Source organism: Cohaesibacter gelatinilyticus, assembly GCF_900215605.1.
GTDB classification, from domain to species: Bacteria; Pseudomonadota; Alphaproteobacteria; order Rhizobiales; family Cohaesibacteraceae; genus Cohaesibacter; species Cohaesibacter gelatinilyticus.
On the sequence record NZ_OBEL01000009.1, the window covers coordinates 22,807 to 41,150 of the forward strand.

General features: G+C 51.5%; 15 protein-coding genes. 11 read left to right on the forward strand and 4 right to left on the reverse strand.

Going from position 1 to position 18,344, the window contains the following annotated elements:
- Nucleotides 1-65: 65 nt before the first annotated feature.
- The gene (locus tag CRO57_RS22980; protein WP_097155874.1) at nt 66-1,274 is read left to right on the forward strand and encodes a L,D-transpeptidase family protein; all 1,209 of its coding nucleotides are present in this window, start codon (nt 66-68) and stop codon (nt 1,272-1,274) included.
- A 22-nt stretch (nt 1,275-1,296) separates the two neighbouring features.
- Here the strand turns inward: CRO57_RS22980 and CRO57_RS22985 are convergent, their stop codons facing one another.
- Nucleotides 1,297-2,169, reverse strand: coding sequence for a MurR/RpiR family transcriptional regulator (locus tag CRO57_RS22985; RefSeq protein ID WP_244580190.1), 873 nt, complete (start codon nt 2,167-2,169; stop codon nt 1,297-1,299).
- Nucleotides 2,170-2,355: 186 nt separating this feature from the next.
- On the opposite strand from CRO57_RS22985, the gene CRO57_RS22990 reads away from it, so the two are divergent.
- From CRO57_RS22990 to CRO57_RS23020, 7 genes are all read left to right on the forward strand, one after another.
- Nucleotides 2,356-3,147: an N-formylglutamate amidohydrolase gene (locus tag CRO57_RS22990; protein ID WP_097155876.1), complete on the forward strand. Its 792-nt coding sequence runs from the start codon at nt 2,356-2,358 to the stop codon at nt 3,145-3,147.
- A 46-nt stretch (nt 3,148-3,193) separates the two neighbouring features.
- The gene (locus CRO57_RS22995; RefSeq protein WP_244580191.1) at nt 3,194-3,721 is read left to right on the forward strand and encodes a TRAP transporter small permease subunit; all 528 of its coding nucleotides are present in this window, start codon (nt 3,194-3,196) and stop codon (nt 3,719-3,721) included.
- On the forward strand, nt 3,718-5,040 hold the full coding sequence (locus tag CRO57_RS23000; RefSeq protein WP_097155878.1) for a TRAP transporter large permease: 1,323 nt from the start codon (nt 3,718-3,720) through the stop codon (nt 5,038-5,040). Before CRO57_RS22995 ends, CRO57_RS23000 begins: the two co-directional genes overlap by 4 nt.
- Before the next feature lie 133 nt (nt 5,041-5,173).
- Nucleotides 5,174-6,226, forward strand: coding sequence for a TRAP transporter substrate-binding protein (locus CRO57_RS23005; protein ID WP_097155879.1), 1,053 nt, complete (start codon nt 5,174-5,176; stop codon nt 6,224-6,226).
- Nucleotides 6,227-6,357: 131 nt separating this feature from the next.
- A complete protein-coding gene (locus CRO57_RS23010) occupies nt 6,358-7,728 on the forward strand; it encodes a glutamine synthetase family protein (protein WP_097155880.1) in 1,371 nt (456 codons plus the stop codon).
- A gap of 52 nt (nt 7,729-7,780) precedes the next feature.
- Complete coding sequence (locus CRO57_RS23015; RefSeq protein WP_097155956.1) at nt 7,781-9,163, forward strand: aldehyde dehydrogenase family protein; 1,383 nt, start codon at nt 7,781-7,783, stop codon at nt 9,161-9,163.
- Nucleotides 9,164-9,167: 4 nt separating this feature from the next.
- The gene (locus CRO57_RS23020; RefSeq protein WP_097155881.1) at nt 9,168-10,313 is read left to right on the forward strand and encodes an iron-containing alcohol dehydrogenase; all 1,146 of its coding nucleotides are present in this window, start codon (nt 9,168-9,170) and stop codon (nt 10,311-10,313) included.
- Nucleotides 10,314-10,408: 95 nt separating this feature from the next.
- On the opposite strand, the gene CRO57_RS23025 is transcribed toward CRO57_RS23020, so the two are convergent.
- Complete coding sequence (locus CRO57_RS23025) at nt 10,409-10,924, reverse strand: nucleotidyltransferase domain-containing protein (protein ID WP_097155882.1); 516 nt, start codon at nt 10,922-10,924, stop codon at nt 10,409-10,411.
- Nucleotides 10,925-10,931: 7 nt separating this feature from the next.
- Nucleotides 10,932-12,434, reverse strand: coding sequence for a methyl-accepting chemotaxis protein (locus CRO57_RS23030; RefSeq protein ID WP_170956224.1), 1,503 nt, complete (start codon nt 12,432-12,434; stop codon nt 10,932-10,934).
- A 303-nt stretch (nt 12,435-12,737) separates the two neighbouring features.
- On the opposite strand from CRO57_RS23030, the gene CRO57_RS23035 reads away from it, so the two are divergent.
- Complete coding sequence (locus tag CRO57_RS23035) at nt 12,738-13,949, forward strand: zinc ABC transporter substrate-binding protein (protein ID WP_097155884.1); 1,212 nt, start codon at nt 12,738-12,740, stop codon at nt 13,947-13,949.
- A 75-nt stretch (nt 13,950-14,024) separates the two neighbouring features.
- Here CRO57_RS23035 and ppk2 read toward each other — a convergent pair whose 3' ends face one another.
- Nucleotides 14,025-14,873 (reverse strand): polyphosphate kinase 2, encoded by an 849-nt coding sequence (gene ppk2, locus CRO57_RS23040; RefSeq protein ID WP_244580192.1) that lies wholly within the window; start codon nt 14,871-14,873, stop codon nt 14,025-14,027.
- A gap of 228 nt (nt 14,874-15,101) precedes the next feature.
- Here ppk2 and CRO57_RS23045 point away from each other — a divergent pair, with 228 nt between their 5' ends.
- Both CRO57_RS23045 and CRO57_RS23050 read left to right on the forward strand, forming a co-directional pair.
- Entirely contained in the window at nt 15,102-17,732 is a 2,631-nt protein-coding gene (locus CRO57_RS23045) for a DUF3772 domain-containing protein (protein ID WP_170956225.1), read from the forward strand.
- Nucleotides 17,719-18,330: a CAP domain-containing protein gene (locus CRO57_RS23050; protein WP_244580193.1), complete on the forward strand. Its 612-nt coding sequence runs from the start codon at nt 17,719-17,721 to the stop codon at nt 18,328-18,330. The genes CRO57_RS23045 and CRO57_RS23050 overlap by 14 nt, the downstream gene beginning before the upstream one ends.
- Nucleotides 18,331-18,344: the final 14 nt, after the last annotated feature.

An 18,344-nucleotide genomic window follows, 5' to 3' on the forward strand; every position in this document is an offset into this window, starting at 1 on the left:
TTACGCTTCGTTAAGAATAAACTCGGCATCAAACCGGGCATGTAGATCAGTAAGCAGGCGAGTGAATGCTTAAAAACCGCAAATGGCAAAGTTTAGCAACAACAGCATTGCTGTTGACCCTTGCAGCTTGTAACGCCGAACAATGGGGCGACAACAAGCATCTTCAGCCACTGAGCAGCAAGATCAAATCCGAGATCAAGGATATTGGTTCCACCAAAAATGCGCCGCTCTATATCCGTATTTTCAAAAAAGAAGCGGTTCTGGAAGCTTGGAAACAGAAAAAAGATGGCACCTATGCCCTGCTGAAGACCTATCCCATTTGCGCTTATTCTGGTGAGGTGGGTCCAAAGAAGAAGGAAGGTGACCGTCAGGCGCCGGAAGGCTTCTATGCCATCACTCCTGGCCAGATGAATCCGAATTCCAGTTATTATCTCTCTTTCAATCTTGGCTATCCGAACAAGTTTGATCGCTCTTATGGCCGTACCGGCAAACATTTGATGGTGCATGGTTCCTGCTCATCCCGTGGCTGCTATGCCATGGAAGATGAGCCAATTGCAGAAATTTACGCTTTGGGTCGTGAAGCCTTTGAAGGAGGGCAACGCTCTTTCAAGGTCCATGCCTTCCCGTTTCGCATGACACCAGAAAACATGGCCAAACATCGCAAGAGCGAACATTTCCCATTCTGGGTCAATTTGAAAAATGGCTATGACCATTTTCAGGTGACCAAGAAACCACCCAATGTGGAAGTCTGCAACCGTACCTATGTCTTCAACCCACAAGGCGGCGGAAGTTTCAACGCCCAGGGACCCTGCCCGGATTATACCATCGAACCAAGTTTGATGGCTGCCCTGCAGTCAAAGCGTTCGGCTGAGGAAATCCAGTTCCAGAAAGCCATCAGGGCACTAGAAGAAAAAGCAGCTGAAAAACAAGCGGATGATCTGGAAACGATTGCGGATGCTCAACGCGATATTCTGACTCGGCGCAAGCGCATTTCTGAGGGCAAAAATCCCGATGGCTTCATTGCGGGCCTGATACAGGGAAATCCAACAACACCTGGATCAACTGCCCCTACAGTGGCCTCACAAGCTCCTGTTTCTGGCCAGGCTGTTCCAGCATCTGCTCAGACACCAGCTCAGCCAGGTGGCGTCAGCGGTTTCTTCGAATCCATCTCTTCAGGAATTTCCAATCCGTTCAAGAAGACACCACCCGCACCTGTGGCCACGCCTGCAGCAGAAGCCGTGACACTTCCTGCAACACCGAAGCCCAAAAGCTAGCCACCGGTTACAATCCGACTGATCAGACAAATTTGCGGAAAAGTCTTGTTTCATCAAACAAGGCTTCAAGCACCTGCATCCGATCCTTGGTATCTCCCCAGTTTTCGGTTTGCACTGCTGCAATCATGGTCTCGATTACGAACATTATGACCACCGAGCTATCCCATGCCGACGGCACTTCAATTCTGCAATTAAAACAATAATCTGCCACCTCGGAAACCGGCGAACTCCATTGATCGGTGAACAGAATCACCTGAACACCGCGATCCCGCGCCATCTGCGCAAGTTTTCGGATATCACGCTCATAGCGACGAATATCGAAAATGACCAATACGTCGCCTTCTTTCATATTCAAAACATAATGCGGCCAGGCATTCGAGTTGGACGCAATCAATGTCACGTCCTGTCGGATCACTTGCATATGGGTAAAAAAGTAATCTGCCAATGCTCGCGATATGCGTCCGCCCACTATGTGAACAGAACGTTTTGTATCTGCCAGAAGGTTGGCCGCATTATCAAAATCATCGACGTCGATCTGAGCAAGGGTCTGGCGCATATTCTGCATTACAGAATCAGCGAAACGATTGAGTATATGCGTATCCGGTGCCGCCTCGCTCCAGCGATCATGCTTGGCAATCGGGTCCGAGATCTTGGCTTCCAGTTCGCTATGCAAGCAGGCCTGAAATTCGGGATATCCCTTGAAGCCCAGCTTCTGAACCATCCGAGCGACAGTGGGTGTTGAGACCTTGGCATTCTCAGCCAGCGTCGTAATACTGCCAAGACCCGAAACCGGGTAATTTTCCAGCAAGCAATTTGCCAACTGACGCTCAGCGCGGGTCAGGTCATCAAAATTATTACGCAGCAATTCCGCGATGGTTTTTGAGCGATCAGACAAAAGGCTCCTCGCTTTCCGAGTTGATTCCATTCAGCTAATTGTTACAGATTTTTGCAGCAAATCGCAATCTGAAAAGATTTTTTCAGAAACTCTATTGACAAACAGATCCATCCTGAACAATTCTTTACAAAAATCCAACAGGATCAGGGATCATCCGTGCCACATTCTGCTTCAAATCAGAACAAAATGACCGTCTTGCAGACCGGAGAGCCCTCCCCGGTGACATTGATCCATGCGCAAGCAGCTGGCGACATCCTATTGATTTGCGAACATGCCTCAAATCATTTCCCGAAATCACTCGGCAGCCTGGGATTGAATGAGGAAGCAACCAGGAGCCATGTTGCCTGGGATCCGGGTGCATTGGGTGTGTCACTACACTTAAGCAAATTGCTGGATGCCAGCTTCATCCATCAGAATTACTCACGCCTCGTTTATGATTGCAATCGTCCACCAAGTGCTCACGATGCCATGCCAGCGCGTAGTGAAGTCTTCGATATTCCCGGCAATCATAATCTCTCACAAGATGATAGAGATGCGCGTACCAATGCCATCTATCGTCCGTTTGAGACAGCACTCGCAGACTTCATCAAGGCGCGCAGAGAAGCGAGTCGTCCACCCTTCATCATCACAATCCATTCCTTCACGCCCATCTATCACGGCAAGAAACGTGAGGTGGAATTGGGCATTCTTTTCGATCAGGACACCCGCCTTGCCAATGCTATTCTGCGATCAAGCACGGACGAAAACGATTTGATCATCCGTGCCAACGAACCATACAGTCCAACGGATGGCGTGACCCATACCCTTCAAACCCATGCCCTTCCCTTCGGCCTTCACAATGTGATGATCGAAATCCGCAATGATCTGATTGAAACAGAAGATCAGCAAAGGGCTATGGCTGAAAAATTATCCCGGCTGTTCACTGCAGCCATCGCCCAGATATCCGCGCAAGACGGATCCCGGACAACGGGGGCATAACCAACATGCAATCCCGCAATCGCCACCTGCCAATGGGGAGCAGATCGTGCCAAATGCGATAACAGCCTTTGTCAGATATGTGAATGTGATGAACCGTCATGTCGGTACCATCGCTATGTATCTGATTTTTGTGATGATGGGAATTCTGCTCTATTCCTCCATCTCCAAGACTTTTTTCACACCTTCCATCTGGACGTTGGAAATGGCCCAGTTCGTCATGGTGGCCTACTATCTTTTGGGTGGTGGCTATTCCATGCAGCTCGATGCCCATGTTCGTATGGATCTGTTCTATGGCAGCTGGTCACCAAAGACCCGAATGCTAATGGACTGCTTCACTGTTCTACTGCTTATCTTCTATCTGTTCATGTTGCTCTATGGCGGCATTTCGTCCACCGAATATGCTCTCAAATATGGCGAGCAGAGCTATTCCGCCTGGGCTCCTCAAATGGCTCCCATCAAAATCATCATGTGCATCGGTATCTTCCTGATGTTGCTACAGGCCATTGCAGCCTTCTTTCATGATCTTGGTCGTCTGCGCGGCGTGGATATTCTGACCGGGGAGGACATCGGATGAGCTATGAAATGATTGCCCTTTTGATGTTCAGCACCATGATGGTCATGTTGCTGACAGGACAACGTGTCTTTGGCGCCATCGGCTTTGTCGCAGCAGGTGCAGCTTTGCTGCTTTGGGGAACCGGTGGATCGGAAATGGCCTTTTCCGCATCCATGAAGCTGATGAAATGGTATCCGCTCCTCACCCTGCCATTGTTCATTTTCATGGGCTATATGCTGTCCGAATCCGGCATTGCGGAAGATCTTTACAAGATGTTCCATGTCTGGATGGGTCCGCTTCCCGGCGGCCTTGCAGTCGGCACCATCGGTCTGATGGTCATCATCTCGGCCATGAATGGTCTGTCCGTTGCTGGTATGGCGATTGGCGCAACCATCGCGCTGCCAGAGCTGTTACGCCGCGGTTATGACAAGATCATGGTTACCGGCGTCATTCAGGCAGGCTCTTCCCTTGGCATTCTGGTGCCACCATCCGTCGTTCTGGTTCTCTATGGCATGATCGCCCGCCAGCCAGTTGGCAAGCTATGGCTCGGCGGCGTGTTTCCTGGTCTCATTCTGGCGGCCATGTTCATCGCCTATATCGTGATCCGCTGCAAAATGCAGCCCAATCTTGGTCCAGCACTGCCAAAAGAAGAGCGTGACATGCCAATGAGCGAAAAGCTCAAGCTGCTACGCGCTGGCATTCTACCCTTGATCATCTTCTTCCTGATGACCGGACTGTTCCTGATGGGAGTTACATCCCTGGTCGAAAGCTCCGCGGTCGGTGCGGCTTCCGCCATGGGTGCTGCCGCCATCAAGGGGTTGCTGAACAAGCAATTGATCGAGTCCACCGTTCGCAAGACCCTTGGCATTTCCTGCATGTTCATGTGGATCATCCTTGCGGCCCTTTGCTTTGGTGCCGTGTTTGACGGTCTGGGTGCAGTGCGTGCCATCCGCACCCTGTTCCTGGATGATCTGGGCCTCGGTCCATGGGAAATCCTGATCATGATGCAGCTCTCCTACATCCTGATGGGCATGTTCCTGGATGACACCGCAATGCTTGTGATTGTGGCCCCGCTCTTCATTCCGCTTGTCGGATCTCTCGGTTTCGATCTCATCTGGTATGGCGTTCTCTACACCATCACCTGTCAGATCGCCTATATGACACCACCCTTTGGCTACAACCTGTTCCTGATGCGCGCCATGGCGCCCCCAACGATATCCCTGATCGATATCTATCGTTCCGTGGTGCCTTTCGTTGCCATCATGGTGCTGGGATTGGCCTTAGTTACCATCTTCCCCGAGCTGGCCACCTGGCTACCGGAGAAAGTCTATGCCCGCTAATGCGAGCTCCGATCTTGCCGGGAAGACCTGGCAAGATCTCCCACGATAAGAAAGGGCAAAAGCCCATAACACCTGACAAACCACCACCATCCCTTCTGACCCCAACGGGTCGGAATTCCAGAGGAGAAGATCAATGACCAACAGACGTGATTTTCTGAAAAAAGCAGGCATGGTTACTGCCGCAGCCGGGGCTTCCACCCTTGCGGCGCCTGCAGTCCATGCAGCAGGCAAGCCAATCAAGTGGCGCTTGCAGACCTATGCCGGTGCAGCCCTTGCCGAGCATGTGATCAAGCCATCCATCGATGCCTTCAACAAGGCAGCCAATGGCGAGATGGAAATCGAGCTCTACTTTGCCGATCAGCTGGTTCCGACCGGCGAATTGTTCCGTGCCATGCAGCGCGGCACCATCGATGCGGTACAGTCCGATGACGATTCCATCGCTGCCCCGGTTGATGTATCCGTGTTCGGCGGTTACTTCCCCTTCGCTTCCCGTTACAGCCTCGACGTTCCAGCTCTCTTCAACCATTGGGGTCTGAAGGAAATCTGGGAAGAAGCCTATAATGAAGTGGAAGGCGTTACCTGGCTCTCTGCTGGCGCATGGGATCCATGCCACTTTGCCACCAAAGACCCGATCAACAGCCTGGCAGATCTCAAAGGCAAGCGGGTCTTTACCTTCCCAACCGCTGGTCGCTTCCTGTCCCGCTTTGGCGTTGTCCCTGTCACTCTGCCTTGGGAAGACATCGAAGTCGCCATGCAGACCGGGGAGCTGGACGGCATCGCATGGTCCGGTATCACCGAAGACTATACCGTTGGCTGGGCTGATGTGACCAACTACTTCCTGACCAACAACATTTCCGGTGCCTGGGCTGGTTCCTACTTCGCAAATTCCGAGCGTTGGGACGAGCTGCCTGAGCATCTGAAAACCCTGTTCAAGCTCTGCATGGACAGCTCTCACTATTATCGTCAGCACTGGTATTGGGCAGGTGAAGCCAAGCTGCGCACCCAAGGTACAAAGATGAAGCTGACTTCCATCCCTGATGAAGAATGGGCGACGGTTGAAGCCGAAGCACATAAATTCTGGGATGAAATTGCAGCCAAGTCCGACCGCAATGCTCGGGTTGTGAAAATCCTCAAGGATTATAACGCATCCATGGATAAAGCTGGTCGTCCTTATCGCTATAGCTGATAGCGTGGCATACACATTCCAGTCCCGAAACAGATTCGGGGCTGGACCTTGAACAAGAAGCTGGCCCAAGCCAGTCCGACAATTACCCAAACAGATTTCGGTCAACCGACCACAGACGGAGAATTGCTACCATGTCCGGTACCTTGTCTTTCGATCAACTCAAAGCCCTCACTGATAGCGGCGAGATTGATACCGTTCTGGCCTGCCAGGTCGACATGCAAGGTCGCCTGATGGGCAAGCGTTTTCACGCCTCCTATTTCTGCAAAAGCGCCTATGAGGAAACCCATAGCTGTAACTATCTGCTCGCCACCGACATGGAAATGGAAACCGTCGAGGGTTACAAATCAACGAGCTGGGAATCGGGCTATGGCGATTATGTGATGAAACCCGACCTTGAGACGATCCGTCTGGTTCCATGGCTGGAAAAAACCGCCTTCATCATGTGCGATGTGCTGGACCACAATACTCATAAGCCGGTTCCGCATTCCCCTCGCGCAGTCTTGCAAGCACAGATCAAACGCCTGAATGACCTTGGCATGACCGCTTTCATGGCTACCGAGCTGGAATTTTTCCTGTTCGAGCAAAGTTTTGAAGAAGCACACGAAGGTGGCTATCACGGCCTGAAAACCTGGGGCAAATATAATGAGGATTACCATATCTTCCAGACCACCAAGGAAGAGAGCGTCATGCGCGCCATCCGCAATGGTCTGCATGATGCTGGCATCGAGGTAGAATGCTCCAAAGGTGAAGCAAGCGCCGGTCAAGAAGAAATCAATGTCAAGTATGCCGATGCCCTGACCACTGGCGATAACCATGCCTTTGTCAAAAATGCCTGCAAGGAAATCGCCTGGGCGCAAGGCCGTGCCCTCACCTTCCTTGCCAAATGGAGCAATGAGGCTGCGGGCTCTTCGTCCCATGTGCATCAGTCTCTTTGGTCAATCGACGGCAAGACCCCGCTCTTCTATGACGAGAACCGCAAATATGGCATGTCCGAACTGATGGAACAGTATGTAGCCGGTCTGTTGCATAACGCCTCTGACATCACCTATTTCCTTGCGCCTTATATCAACTCCTACAAGCGTTTTGCGGAAGGCACCTTCGCGCCAACCAAAGCCATCTGGTCCAAGGACAACCGTACCGCTGGCTATCGCATCTGTGGCGATGGCACCAAAGGTGTGCGCGTCGAATGCCGAGTTGGTGGATCCGATCTCAATCCATATCTGGCCATGGCAGCCCTTCTGGCCGCTGGTATTGATGGGATTGAAAACAAACGCGAACTGGAACCTGAATTCTCTGGCGATGCTTATGCTGCCAGTGATGCCCGCTCCATTCCGTCCACCCTGCGTGAGGCAACCAGTGTGTTGAATGACTCAGCCATGCTGCGTGCTGCGATGGGCGATGAAGTCATCAACCATTATGTACGTTGTGCCGGCTGGGAACAGGAAATCTTTGACAAGCAGGTCACCGATTGGGAAGTCGCGCGCGGCTTCGAACGGGCCTGATAAAAGCCAGGGTCCCTCCCTGAATTAAAACCCGCAAATGATGAGCCAAATCATGAGCAAGACTCTTCAATGTATCTCCCCCATTGACGGGAGCGTCTTTGCAGAACGGCAAACCCTTGATGGTGATGCCGCAAATGCCGTTGTCACCAAACTGACCAACGCCCAGAAAGCCTGGGCCGCCCGTCCCCTGAAGGAACGGATCGATCTGGTCATGGCCGGTGTCGCCAAAGTTGGCGAAATGAATGACGATATCGTTCCTGAGCTGGCCAGGATGATGGGCCGCCCGGTCCGCTATGGCGGCGAGTTTGGTGGTTTCAACGAACGCGCCTCGCACATGGCCACCATTGCCGAAGAATCGCTGGCTCCAATCGTGGTGGAAGAGAGCGACAAGTTCGAGCGCCGCATCCTAAAGGAACCCCATGGCGTGGTGCTGGTCATCGCCCCATGGAACTATCCTTTCATGACGGCCATCAACACCGTGGCTCCAGCACTGATTGCTGGCAACACCGTGATGCTGAAGCATTCCACCCAGACCATTCTGGTGGGTGAACGCATGGCAAAAGCCTTCCATGCAGCGGGCGTGCCAGAAGAGGTCTTCCAGAATGTCTTCCTGGATCATGACACCACCTCCAGTCTGATTGCCTCCAAAGCCTTCGGTTTTGTCAACTTCACCGGTTCCGTCGGTGGTGGCAGGGCGATTGAAACCGCAGCTGCTGGCACCTTCTCCGGTGTTGGGCTTGAGCTGGGCGGCAAAGATCCTGGCTATGTCATGGATGATGCCGATGTGGATGCAGCCGTTGATACCCTGATTGATGGTGCCATGTTCAATTCCGGTCAATGCTGTTGTGGCATAGAGCGTATCTATGTTCATGCTTCCAAATATGACGAATTTGTCGAAAAAGCCGTCAAGATCGTCTCCGGCTACAAGCTCGGCAACCCGCTGGATGAAGCCACCACCATGGGCCCGATGGCGCACAAACGCTTTGCTGAGGAAGTTCGCAGCCAAACTGATGAAGCAATCGAGGCTGGCGCCAAGGCTCTGATTGATCCATCCCTCTTCCCGGAAGATAATGGCGGCGCCTATCTGATGCCTCAGATCCTGGTGGACGTGAACCACGACATGCGGGTCATGCACGACGAGAGCTTTGGCCCTGTCGTTGGCATCATGAAAGTGGAAAGCGATGAAGAAGCCATTGCGCTGATGAATGACAGCGAGTTCGGCCTGACCGCATCCCTTTGGACGCAGGATCCGGAGCGTGCAGCCAATATTGGCGCTCAGATTGAGACCGGAACCATCTTCATGAACCGGGCTGATTATCTCGATCCGGGCCTGTGCTGGACCGGCTGCAAAAATACCGGACGCGGTGGCGCACTCTCCGTTATCGGTTATCAGAACCTGACCCGTCCAAAATCCTATCACCTGAAGAAGGCATAACTCCATGACGCTTAGTGCAAACTGGGGCTACCCCACTCCTATCCGCTTCGGCGCTGGCCGCATCAAGGAAATCGGCGAGGCTTGTGAAGCCGCTGGCATGAAAAAGCCATTGCTCGTTACCGACAAGGGCCTTGCCAATCTGCCAATCACCTTGTCTACTCTCGATCTGATGGAAGAAGCTGGTCTTGGCCGTGGTCTCTTTGGAGATGTTGATCCAAACCCGACCGAGAAAAATCTCGAAGCTGGTGTAAAGGTCTTTCGCGATGGCAACCATGATGGTGTGATTGCCTTTGGCGGCGGTTCCGGTTTGGACCTTGCCAAGCTCATCGCTTTTCAGGCAGATCAAACCCGCCCAATCTGGGATTTCGAAGATATTGGTGACTGGTGGACCCGTGCGGATGCTGATGCCATCTATCCAAACATTGCCATTCCGACCACAGCTGGCACAGGTTCCGAAGTTGGCCGTGCAGGTGTGCTGACCAATTCCGAGAGCCACGTTAAAAAGATCATCTTCCATCCAAAGATGCTGCCAAGCGTCGTGATCTGTGATCCCGAACTGACCGTTGGCATGCCTCAGATGATCACTGTCGGCACCGGCATGGATGCTTTCATCCATTCGCTGGAGGCTTACAGCTCCCCGCATTATCATCCAATGAGCCAGGGCATTGCTCTGGAAGGCATGCGCCTTGCCTGGGAAAATCTGCCAAAGGTTGCCAAAGACCCAAACGACATCGAAGCACGTGGTCATATGATGGCCTCTGCTGCCATGGGTGCAACCGCTTTCCAGAAGGGTCTGGGTGCCATGCATGCCCTCTCCCATCCAATTGGCGCAGTCTTCAACACTCACCATGGCATGACCAATGCGATCGTGATGCCTGCAGTGCTGAACTATAACCGTCCAGCCATTGAAGAACGGATCGAAGCTCTGGCTCGCTATCTCAATATCGAAGGTGGCTTTGATGGTTTCTTTGCTGCTTTGATGAAGCTGAGCGAAGAGCTGGGGGTTCCAAAGAAATTGTCTGAGTTAGGCGTTACCGCAGATCGCATTCCAGATCTCGCAGCCATGGCGATCGAAGATCCAAGCTGCGGCGGCAACCCTCTTCCTGTGACACTGGAAGTCGCAACCAAGCTTTTGGAAGAAAGCGTCTAATCTCCAAAAGGCACCTCCATTGGGGTGGCCTTTAGGTCATCTCCTGCCTTTAGAGACGGAACGGCAAAGTCCCCGCTTTGCCGTTCTTTCTATTTTTACGTCCTAAATCTGGGCGGTAAAGGCAAATCAAAGGCGGCGCACAATGCCCGCACATCTGCCAAATCTTTCTCGGCCAACTCATAGCCGCTATCGTGGGACAGAACCTGATAGGCCGCACTGAGGCACCGAACATTCCGGCCGGTTATATTGCCAATATCGGTAAAGCCGGATGCTGGATAGGCGTCACCATTTTCCGCCGGGCCATAAATTCCGTTGCCAGCCTCATCGAACACGATCACATGGAAATCGATGACCCGGCCATCTTCATGAGCCATCACGAAGTTCCAGTCACGCCGATCCTCACTTGGTGCATCTACAAAGCCCTGACTGCCTAGATAGGTGAGAGCTGCAGCCAGATGTCGTTGCTCGATGACGATATCGAGATCCTTATGCTTGCGGCTCTGAGATCCGAGCAAGGCATCGACACCCCATCCTCCATCAAACCAAAAGGGGACACCAGCCCCCTCCAATTCGTCATATAGATGTATCACGTCTTCAGCACTCATTGCCATTGGTGCCTCAATCAGTCCGATAGCCCATCCGCAGACCACCCCAATGGCGTCCTCGCACGGTGATCGGAGCTGAGAGATCTTTCATCAGCACAAAATTGCCGCCGCCCATATCCCGACGATAGGTTTGCAGCAGGAACTTCTCCGTATTGCGACCTGCAGCCAGACCAACCCGGTCATCAAAGATACGACGATTGCGGCAATTGGCGGCATTCCAGACTTCGTCCTTACCCTGTGGCTTGGAAAAGACTTTGTTATGGGTTGGCAGATAGCCATTCTTGTCGACCGCCGCCACAAAGGCAATTTCCTTATGTTTGGCAACAATCGGTTCCTGAATGTCCGGCATCACGCGATCGGTCATGGCTGTGAATGGAGCCACAACCTGTTGCGGATTGGTCCCCTCAATTGGTGTATAGCTCTGATCAAACAGATCTTTCTCGGAAATGCGGCCAGAGCGCAATTCTTCTTCAAACGTCTCCGATACTCGATGTGCGAGCTCCTCAATAGTCTGGATGTAGAAGGTATTCTCAGTCTCCAATCCTCCCAAGGAGGACGTCGCTACCAACTTATCGGACGTTCTGGCAGCAGATACCATACGATCGGATGCTGAATTCAAGCCCTCCTGGTTGGTCTCGAAAGCACCATGAACTGAATTCACCTCATCGACCAAAGATCGCAAGGATTGGTTGTTCTCGGCAACGCCACTTTCAATCTCCTGCGAAGATTGACGAATGGTTTGGAAAGCAGTGTCCAAACCTTGCAAGACTTCATGCACGGAGGCTGAACTGGTTTCCACATCCCCCATTGCACCCGTTGCTTCAGCGCTCAACTCAATCAGCAATTCAGCCTCCTTGTCCAAATCGGAGAGCGTGTCTCCAATCGTCTCGGTTGCCTTACTGGTCTGGGCGGCGAGTTGCTTCACCTCACTTGCCACCACCGCAAAACCTTTGCCAGCTTCACCAGCACGGGCGGCCTCAATCGTGGCATTCAAAGCCAACAAATTGGTCTGACGAGCAATCGCATCAATGGCACCAGCTACATCACGTACAGATCCAAAGGCTTCCTGCAAACCTTGCAGTTGCGTGCTGATACCACTGACTGCTCGCATCAATTCCGCAACTTTGAGATTGGTCGTCTCAACCATCTCACGACTTCGGGCCATATCGACAGATGTCTGCTCCGCTACTTCAAAGGAAGCGCTCGCTGCAGCGTGGATACGATCATTGGACTCCTGAACCATGCCAGCAGAGGATTTCAATTGTGAGAAGGAATGAAAAACTTCATTGGTCTCACTGCTGAGCTGCTCAATCTCTCCTGCAACGTCAGCCAGTTCCTGACCCAACCCATTCAGATCATGAACCACATTGCGAAACAGGCCCTCATCAAATTGTGTTGTCTTGGCAGCAACAGATTGTCCCATATCTGTTGTCATCGTTTCATTTTGTCCCACCTCAGAGTGATCCTGAGCCGGGCCAGCATGTTCCCGCTGCTGGCGCCGCTTGAAGTTTAGCATCACAGTCTCAATCATCTTCATCAAATTTGCATGTTATTAAACATTCACTCTGACCAAGGACAGTTAACAAACCCCAAAGAAACCGCCATTCTTGCGGACTTTTGCCATCACCATAGGTGTTATGACTTATGTCCAAAATACTGATGACTTATTCTGGTGCTAATTAATTTCGCAATTCCCGCCTTCTATCACCATTGATCTCCAGTCATAGGCCTTGCAGAAGCGTTTCATTCATATCTTGACAAACTGCCACGGAAGGGAATATCTGGTACGTTATAACATAACATATTTGGAATTTTTCAAATGATGACGCTTAAAGCCTCCTCCCTCGGCTTCACGAAATTGGCCGGCAAGATTGTCCTTCCCGCACTGTTGTTGGCAGGTATCGCGAGTACGAGCTCCGCGACCGCTGCTCCAAAAGTTGTTGCCACCATTGCCCCAGTTCATTCCATCACTCAAGCCATTCTTGGTGATGTGGGCAAAGCGGACATGCTGGTGCCTCAAAATGCATCCCCGCACAGTACAGATTTCCGCCCATCACAGGCAAAAGCCCTGCAGGAAGCGGATTTGGTCGTCTGGGTAGGTCCCGATATCGAGACATTTCTGATCGACCCTCTCAAAACACTCGCTGGCAAGGCCCATGTTTTGGAGTTGATGGATGCAAAAGACATCATACGTCTGCCATTGCGCTCTGGAGGCGATTGGGAAAAGCATAATCACGATCATGATGAACATGATGATCATGACCATGATAAAGATGCCAAGCACGATGATCATGACGACCATAAGGACCATGATCACGACAAAGATGCCAAGCACGATGATCATGACGACCATAAGGACCATGATCATGACAAAGAGGCCAAGCACGATGATCATGACGACCATAAGGACCATGATCACGACAAAGAGGCCAAGCACGATGATCATGACGACCACAAGGATCATGATCACGACAAAGAAGCCAAGCAGGATGATCACGGCCATGACGAAGGTGGCATGGACAACCATATCTGGCTGGACCCACAAAACGGTATCGCCATGGCCAATGCCATTGCTGCGGAACTAGTAGAAATTGATCCAGACAATGCCAAGGTCTATGAGCAAAACAAGGATGCATTTGTCAAAAAGCTGAATGCCTTGATCGAGGAAGGCAAGAAAGAGCTCGCACCATTGTCAAAACGCCCATTCCTTGTCTTCCATGACGCTTATCAATATCTGGAAGCGCGCTTTGATCTGAGTGCAACCGGCTCCATCATGCTGCAGCCAGGTGTTTCACCCGGTGCTGCCCGTGTGAAAGAAGTGCGCAAGAAACTCACTGATCTGAAAGCGATCTGCCTGTTCACCGAACCACAATTCTCGGACAAGATCGTCCCGGTTCTGCTGGAAAACACACCGGCCAAGCTCGGCACGCTGGATCCGATTGGTGCGACAGAAAAAGCGGGATCAAATCTCTACATCAACCTGATCCGCAACAATATCAAAGCTTTGAAAGATTGCCTTTCAACGACTTGAACTCCCGTACTCGGTCATTGAACGGCAAGGAAAAGGGGCGGTTTATCCGCCTCTTTTTCGTGACCAGGATCAACACTATTCCGATCCATGTAGAAATGCCGGACCATGCCCCAGAATATTGGGATCAATCTCGCCAATGGCCTCTTCATCCTTGCCATCATAATTCAGATTGAGCAACAGATAGCGCATCATGTTCAGGCGCGCCCGGCGTTTGTCATTGGCCCGCAAGATGGTCCATGGACTATGGGATGTGTGCGTATGCTTAAGCATCAGATTACGGGCATCAGTATAAGCGCCCCACTTATCTAGCGCCTTGATATCAATAGGCGATAGTTTCCAATGTTTCAGGCGACTGTGGCGGCGATCATGAAAACGCTTGAGCTGCATTTCCTGCCCGATATTGAGCCAGAACTTGAACAGCTTGGTCCCACTGTCCAAGATCATATCTTCGAAGCGTGGGGCATCTTTCAGAAATTTTTCAGTCTGCTCCGGAGTACAAAAGCCCATGACAGGCTCAACGCCTGCCCGGTTGTACCAGGAACGATCAAACAGGACGATCTCGCCTTGGGTCGGCAATTGCTTGGCATAGCGCTGGAAATACCATTGGCCGCGTTCCACGTCACTTGGCTTGGACAATGCCACCACCCGTACATGGCGTGGATTGGTATATTGGGTCAGCGCCTTGATTGAGCCGCCCTTACCTGCTGCATCCCGGCCTTCAAAGACAATGACAATACGTTCATCCTTGGCACGCACCCACTCCTGTACCTTGACCATCTCGATTTGCAGCTGCTCCAGCTCTTCTTCATAGCGAGAGCGCTTGAGCTTCTTGTCATACGGATAGCCACCGCTATTCATCATCCGCTCTTCAAGTTTCTGCGGAAAGTCCGAATCATTGAGATCGAACTGATCAAGCACGGTCATATCACTGCCTCTTTTCTCAATCATGTATCGCACAATGCCAACTTACGCACGAACCGAGCGAATGGGAAGTACTGGATGAATATGTAAGACAATTGAATATCGTCCCTGCTCCCCCTAAGCTGTTCCAATGATTTGGTTTCAATCACGCAATGCTCTGTCAATGTATTTGGCGGACACCAACAGGCTGATATGAATTACGTTCCTGCTACTTTTATGTCCCGATCCCGCATGTCCCTCCTTCGATTGTGCCTGCTGACTGTGCTCAGTGTTGCCACATTGCCTGGCTTGGGGAGCACTCCGACGCTGGCACAAAGTGCATCGCAGTCAACGAGTGAAGCCAGCAATCAGCAGACTGCCAGAATCTCTGATCTAACCAAGCGTTTGGACAAGGTCGAGAAATCTTTGGGACTTAAGCATATAAGTGCTGAAGGATTGAATGATCTTCAGGACGAGATTGCAGACATCAAGGCCAAAGCCAGTCAACTGGAGGCCAATCTGGCTCCTCAAGCGGCCGAGGCCAAGGCCCGTCTGGATGCATTGACCCCGGTTGAAGAGAAAGCCAAAACAGATCCGAAAGCAGATGCAAAAGAGCCCGGAAAACCAGAAGAAACATTACCAACGCAAGAAAGTGGCGGCGGCGCACCTGCAGCACAAAGCGATACCACACAAGAAGAAAAACAGCTTCAAACTCAACGTGACGATTTGGGCAAGATTTACGCCAATCTGCAAAGCCAGTTGACGCTGATACGTGCCAGTATCGTGCGGGCAGATCTTTTGCAAAATCGCATCACGCTTTCATTGCAAGATCGCTTTACCAGCGAACTGCTGGAACGCAGCGGAACCATTCTGAACCCCATTCTCTGGGCACGCGGTTTGTCCGGTATAGGCACCTTGTGGGATAACACATTCTTACTATCCTCCGATTGGATGTCCTACTTGTCCAACAAGGCCGAAGATAGAATCTGGGAGGTCTTTGGCATGATCTTCCTGGTGGCACTCCTGATTATTGGCCCCTTACGATATCTGCTCTTTTCGGGCATCGCACGTCTGGCAAGACTGGAACATCCAACCCCGTTGCAACGCTCCAGTCATGCGCTCTGGTCAATCTTCGTCTATACGTTCGTGCCTTTTGCCATTCTTGTGGGTGGAACCATCATTCTCGAGAATGCATCTCTGCTACCCTTCCGAATTGAGCAGATTATCGAACTTTTATTGGCTGTTGTCTTCATCAGTGCCCTTTCCTATGGCACTCTACGCGCCTTGCTCGCTCCTCAAAAGCCGACCTATCGACTGGTAAACTATCGCACTCCCAGAGCCACCAAATTGTTTGGCATCGGTCTGCTCCTGATCACGACCTATGCGATCCAAGCTACCGTGAGCGCCTTTGGTGAAGTCCTGATCGGTCGTTTGGAAACCACCATCATGATCCGAGGAGCCTCTTCCATCATCTCGGCAATTCTCATCTGGATTGCCTTGAAGCTGGTCGTGGGTGCCGCAGCCAGATCGGATACCCCCCAAACATCAAATGAGCAGGATTATCAAAATCCAAGTTTTGCCCTTCCTACATTTTTGCTCTGGTTGCGACCATTGGTCTGGTTAAGCTGTATCGTTATTATAGCAGCGCCAATTCTGGGCTATGTCTCGCTTGGTTTCTTTCTATCCGAGCAGTTGTTGCGAATTTTCCTGACCCTCGGCCTTTTGGGCATTCTGACCGGTTTCATCGATAATTTCCTTCTTGAGAATATTGATCCCAATACCGACAAAGTGCGCAAACTGGCTACCTCCATGGGTCTGAAAGCCAAAACTCTTGGCCAGATCAGCGTACTCTTCAATGGTGTGCTCCGCATTCTTCTTTACTGTGCCACCGCTTTGTTGATCTTTGCACCATGGGGGCTGCGTTCGACCGACTTTTTCACCGCGATCAAGACGGGTGCGCTTCAGTTGCAATTTGGAGATTTGCAAATTTCACCAGTCGGCATTCTTGGTTCAATTCTGGTCTTCATCATTGCGCTGGTTCTTGTAAAAGGCGTTCAGCGCTGGATGGAAAGACGACTGCTTCCTAGCACCAATCTGGACACAGGCCTCAAAAACTCCATCCAGACCAGCGTAGGATATGTCGGCTTCATTATTGCGGTGATGTTAGCCTTCTCCTATCTGGGGATTGATCTGTCCAATCTGGCGCTGGTTGCAGGTGCTCTATCCGTGGGTATCGGTTTTGGCCTGCAAAGCATCGTCAACAATTTCGTCTCCGGCCTTATCCTGCTCGTCGAACGCCCGATCAAGACAGGTGACTGGGTCGTTGTAGGGGCGGATCAGGGCTATGTGAAAAAAATCTCCGTTCGCGCCACCAAGATCGAAACTTTCGACCGAGCGACGGTGATTGTGCCTAATTCGGACCTCATCTCCAACAGGGTCATGAATTGGATGCATAATGGCTCCATGGGCCGCATCATCATTCCTGTTGGCGTCTCCTACGATGCCGATCCAGAGCAAGTACGAGAGATCCTTCTCAAGATTGCAGAAGAGTCCGAGCATATAGCAAGCTACCCATCGCCAACCGTCTATTTCATGGACTTTGGTGCCTCATCACTGGATTTTCAATTGCGTTGCTATATCCAGAATATCGACAACAGCCTATCCGCCAAAAGTGCTTTGCGCTTCGCCATTTTCAAAGCCCTGAAAGAGGCGAATATTGAAATCCCCTTCCCACAGCAGGATATTCATGTGCGTTCCATCTCCGCGGAAGATGATGATTTGGAAATCATCCAGCCAAAGCGCCCAACAAAAGCCGCAAAAACCAAACATGAGATGACCTCGGATGAGGCCGATCTTGAGGGGGATGCAGATGGTTCCTATTAAATCCCGATCAAACGTGAAAAAAACAGCATTCGCCTGCACGTTGTTTCTGTCCGTAATCACGCTGTCAGGCTGCCTTTCCTCCAGTCAACCCGAGCAACCAGCCTTCTATCAACGGCTTGATCAATCCTACAAACCGGTTGATCAGCAGGCAGCTCTGTCTCTGATCAACACCTACCGACAAGGCAAAGGGTTGAAGCCGTTACAGCTGGACCCGCGCCTCACCGCAGCAGCACAAGAGCAAGCCGATGGCATGGCCGAGGCTGGACAGGTGCGCCATAGCCTGAAGAAGACCCAAACCCTGCCAAAGCGTCTTGCACGCGCCAATTATGCTTATGCCTACACGGCAGAGAATATCTCCGCAGGCTATTGGACTCTGGCAGAAGCTTTTTCCGGTTGGCGGGATTCCAAACGACATAATAAAAACATGCTCAATGAAAATGTGACCCATATGGGCATCGCAACTCGCTACAACCCAAATGTGAAATACAAGGTTTATTGGGCGCTGGTATTAGCCGCCGAGCAAGCAGCACCACTCCCAAGACCGAAGAACCAGGCCCAACCAAGCACTGAGTTCGTCAAGTTGTTGGGTCAACCATAACCCCACATTTGGTC